The sequence below is a fragment of the Neolewinella lacunae genome (assembly GCF_014349155.1).
GTDB classification, from domain to species: Bacteria; Bacteroidota; Bacteroidia; order Chitinophagales; family Saprospiraceae; genus Neolewinella; species Neolewinella lacunae.
Map to the genome: position 1 here is coordinate 1 of NZ_JACSIT010000041.1, position 4,609 is coordinate 4,609.

General features: G+C 55.8%; 4 protein-coding genes. 3 read left to right on the top strand and 1 reads right to left on the bottom strand.

Annotation, left to right across the window (positions count from 1 at the left end):
* Together H9S92_RS02140 and H9S92_RS02145 are read left to right on the top strand one after the other, a co-directional pair.
* A partial coding sequence (locus H9S92_RS02140; RefSeq protein WP_187464848.1) for a transposase occupies positions 1–773 on the top strand: 773 nt, incomplete at its 5' end.
* Between the two features lie 342 nt (positions 774–1,115).
* Complete coding sequence (locus H9S92_RS02145; protein WP_187465086.1) at positions 1,116–2,237, top strand: NTP transferase domain-containing protein; 1,122 nt, start codon at positions 1,116–1,118, stop codon at positions 2,235–2,237.
* Positions 2,238–2,450: 213 nt separating this feature from the next.
* Here H9S92_RS02145 and recR read toward each other — a convergent pair whose 3' ends face one another.
* On the bottom strand, positions 2,451–3,050 hold the full coding sequence (gene recR, locus H9S92_RS02150; protein WP_187465087.1) for a recombination mediator RecR: 600 nt from the start codon (positions 3,048–3,050) through the stop codon (positions 2,451–2,453).
* A gap of 166 nt (positions 3,051–3,216) precedes the next feature.
* Here recR and H9S92_RS02155 point away from each other — a divergent pair, with 166 nt between their 5' ends.
* Positions 3,217–4,470: an IS256 family transposase gene (locus tag H9S92_RS02155; protein WP_187465088.1), complete on the top strand. Its 1,254-nt coding sequence runs from the start codon at positions 3,217–3,219 to the stop codon at positions 4,468–4,470.
* Positions 4,471–4,609: the final 139 nt, after the last annotated feature.

A 4,609-nucleotide genomic window follows, 5' to 3' on the forward strand; every position in this document is an offset into this window, starting at 1 on the left:
AATCTTTGCTGGATTATTATGCCGAAATCCTTGAGCAACGGGCTGACGAACTGCTCCAGATCAGTAAATACGTGGTAGTCGATGCGTACTTTTCCCGAAATCCATTCATCCAACGCGTTGTCAATGCAGGTTTTCATGTAGTCTCCCGCTTGCGTAAAAACGTCAGTCTGCGCTACTACTACAGCGGACCACAAAAGTCAAAAGGGCGGCCTAAGGAATATGCTGGCTTTGTCAACTTATTTAACCTTGATCCTGCCGTATTTAGTCGAGTGGAAGCGCTGAGTTCACCTCAAACCGTTGCTTGGACGGGCGTGGTTCAACTAAAAGTAGCAGGATTAAAAATCCGTATCGTGGTTATACACCAACTTGACGAAAAAAACAAAATCAAGTCTGTGAAGGTATACATGAGCACCGATGTTGATCAGCCAGCCGAACAAATTGTCCATGCTTACCGCTGTCGTTACCAACAAGAATTCATTTTCCGCGATGGCAAGCAGTTCAGCGGTTTAGAAGAGGGGCAAGGGCGTGATTGGCTTAAGATCGACTTCCACGTCAACTGCGCGCTAACGGTAGTTAATTTGGCTAAAGCTGCCCACCACTTAGCGGTTCCCGACCTTGAACGCGGAGCATTTTCCATGGCTGATATTACAACTGCCTATACCAATGAGCGCTTGGCTTTACGCATTTTCAGCAGGTGTGGGATTGACCCGAACCTGCCAAAAAGTCAAGAGGTACTGGCGGAGGTCAGGAACTACGCCGCTAGAGCAGCTTGAAATCGCAGCGGACCATTGATTATTCACGATCACTTAAAACTCAAACCCAAGAAAACAAAATGAAAATTAAAGCTCTAAATCAGATGACAGCCTTTGGTATGCCAATTTCTAAAATTAAAATTGATTAATTTGTAATAACCGCAGCGTAAGCTTTACCCAAAATCTTCATGCAACAACGCCCTAAAAGCTGTAAAACTCATCGAATACCCTGTTGGAAGGGTAGAACATACTGTGTTAACCTGGGGAACTATTATTAGGTGCCAGTGATAGTAAGGGGGGGGAGAGAACTGCCATTTGCCTTATGCCAACCCCAAACCCCCACCCCACCCTATCTTTACCCCCATGCCAAGCGATCACCAAAAACATCCCCCACTAGCCCGCCCCACTCAGGGGTACTACGCCCGCACGGAGTTTTCCCTCGTGGGCACCACCTGTGCGCGCATCGATGGCTTGCTCCACAGCTGGTTGCCCCGACTGGGCGAAGACTTCCGGACCCTGACCATTACCGGAGACCACGCCGAGCAACTGCCCGGCCAGTTGTTCCAGTCGGCCGCCAAGCAATTCCGGGCCAGCAGCGCCCCCTGGAATGAATACGACGATCGCCTCCTAGGGGGCCATTACGACCTGGTACTCACCAACGGCAACCACTACCCCGCCGCCCGGCAAATCGCCTTCATTGACCCCGCCAAGGCCGGCACCCTGGAACGCCGCCGGGAGCAGTTGACCGACCTTGCCGCCATCGTCTTCATCGAACCCGCCGCCTCCACCCTACCCGCCTGGCTCACCGAACACCTGGCCAGCCTGGCCCAAACGCCGGTCCTTATCTCCCTGGCCGACGACCCCACCGCCGAAAGCCTTTTCACCCTCGTCCACACCAGCGCCAGCGCCCGGCGGCCACCCCTCAAAGCCGTAGTACTGGCGGGCGGAAAATCCACCCGCATGGGCACCGACAAGGCCAGCCTGGTCTATCACAACGGACAAACCGAAAGCGCCCGCATGGTCGACATGTGCCGCAGCCTGGGCCTCGAAACCTTTCTTTCCGTCGCCACCACCGAGCATCCTCCCGTGGCGGACGTACCGTTGATCCCCGACCGCTTCCTGGGCATGGGCGTTGTCGGCGCAATCTGCTCGGCGCTGCTGACGGACCCCGACGCCGCCTGGCTGGTCCTGGCCTGCGATTTGCCCCTGCTGGACGCTCCGACGCTCCGGGAGTTGGTCGCCACCCGCGACGCCCGGCAGTACGCCACGGCAGTGAAAGGCGCTAGCCAGCCTTTCCCCGAACCCCTCATCGCCATCTACGAACCCCGCGCCTACGCCCGCCTGCTCCAATTCCTGGCCCTCGGCTACGCCTGCCCGCGCAAACTGCTGATCAACAGCGAAATCGCCCTCCTGGAACTGAGCGACGAAGCCCCCCTGACCAATGCGAACCGGCCGGAGGATAGGGAGCGGATTTTGGGGAGGTAGTTCAGTTCAGTAGTTCATAGTGCAGTAGTTCATAGTGCAGTAGTTCATCGTGCCTAGGGGAAGACTCGGCCTATATCGGCCAAGTTCCCTGAGTTTTTGAACAGACACCCTGCAACAACCGGCAATCACTCCGTTACGGTGCTCTCATTACCTACGCTGTTGTCTCGCCTATCCCGTGCGGTAGCCCATTCACTCATTCACGCATTCACTCATTTACAACCGCGTCCGAGCCACAATACTCCGCCCCAGCGTCACTTCATCGGCGTACTCCAGCTCGCCGCCGAAGGAGACCCCGCGGGCGATGTTGCTCACGGTGATGTCAACGTCTTCGAGCAAGCGGGTGATGTAAAAGATGGTGGTATCGCCCTCAATCGTGGGACTGATGGCCATGATGATCTCCTGGGTATCGGGGTGCCGCGCGCGGCCGATGAGGGAGTCGATGTTAAGGTCGGCCGGGCCAATGCCCTCGATGGGGGCGATGACGCCGCCCAAGACGTGGTAAAGCCCGCGGTACTGCCGCGTGTCTTCGATGGCCATCACGTCGCGGATCGATTCCACCACACAGATGAGGGACTGATCGCGGCGGGGATCGCGGCAGATGGAGCACACGTGCTGGTCGCTGAGGTTGCCACAGGTAGTGCAGTGCAGGATGTTTTCCCGCATCCGGGCGATGGCCTGGGCGAAGCCGACGCTGTCTTCGACCGGGCGTTGGACGAGGTGCAAGACCAGGCGGAGGGCCGTCTTCTTGCCAATCCCGGGCAGGCTGGCGAAGGAATTTACGGCTTCTTCGATGAGTTTTGAGGAGAATTGCATGCGGCAAAGGGGCGTTGTGCAGTCCGCAGATGCGGTTCTGCGGGCACAAGATACGGGAAAGGAATAAAGGGTAAAGGAGGAAGGGAATAAAGGAGCTGCCGCCCGTGACAGGCCGAGACTGTTCATCTAAGTGTGTCTACATTCACACAACTTAGATTCGTGATTTATGGCAAAGAAAAGTAAAAATCCCACGCTGGAAGAGTTGTTCAGCGATCCTGAGCAGTTCCGGCAGATGCACGAGCAGCTTTACTCGCGTAAACCCCTACTAGAGCAAGGTAGCCCGTTTGCTCATCTGCTCCAGACGATGGTTAATGCCGCCCTGGACGGCGAGGTCCTAGGCCATGTTGCTGAGACGAGAGCCCAAGGGGAGGAGAACAAGCGTAACGGCTACACCGACAAGACGATTCTTTCCGAAGCTGGCCCCTTGTCGATCCGTACGCCGCGGGACCGGCAGGGGACCTTTGAGCCCCAGCTAGTACCCAAGCGAGAGCGAGAGCTATCGAGTGGTTTGGACACGCAGATACTAGCTCTGTATGCGCAGGGTAATTCGGTTGAGGACATTAAGCGGTTGCTCCAGACGATGTTTGGGGTGGACATTTCGGCGGGCAAGATATCGGCCATTACGGACCAGGTACTTCCAGTCATTCAAGAGTGGCGTAACCGCCGACTTTTAGAGTTCTATGCCGTAATTTACATGGATGCGATCCATTTCAAAGTCCGCCACGAGGGCAAGTACTCCAGCCGTGCGTTCTACACTGTTTACTCTGTTGACGGTCACGGTAATCGGGACCTATTGGGCATGTATATGTCTGAAAATGAGGGTGCTAACCAATGGGGACTGGTACTTGAGGACTTAAAGTTTCGTGGCGTCGAGGACGTTTTAGTCTTCTGCACGGATGACTTGACGGGCTTTAGTGAGGCGATGAATGATGTCTTCCCGGCCACGGTGGTCCAGAAGTGCCTGGTGCATAAGATGCGCAACACCACGCGCTTCGTAGATGACAAGGACATGAAGGCGGTGGTAAGAGGTTTGAAGGCGGTTTACAAGGCGGACACTCAGGAGGCAGCAGCAACAGCCCTAGAGGCTTTTGAGGTAGAGTGGGGTCACAAGTACAGCAGTATCGTCGTCAGTTGGCGTCGTGATTGGGATGAGCTGATGGCCTTCCTAGACTTCCCGATAGCCCTACGTCGAATGATCTATACGACCAACCCCGTGGAAGCCGTCCACCGAATCATCCGTAAACTCATCAAGGGCAAGGCTGCCTGGGCATCAGATACGGCCTTGATGAAGCAGGTGTACCTGAGCCTAATGCATAACGAGAAGTCGTGGCGCAAACAGGCGTATGGCTGGAAGGCCATCCAGCGCGATCTGGTTAAGCTGTATGGGGATCGGGTAACCAAGCACATGGGGCCAAGCTAAAAATGGCAGCGCGCGATCCGCGCCGCGCAGTCTCCGGCCTTCGGCCTCCGACTGTGCGGCGCGGATCGCGCGCTCGTCGCAAGGCTACGCCTTGCGATAGAGTAATAACTAACCCAGACACACTTAATTGAACTATCCC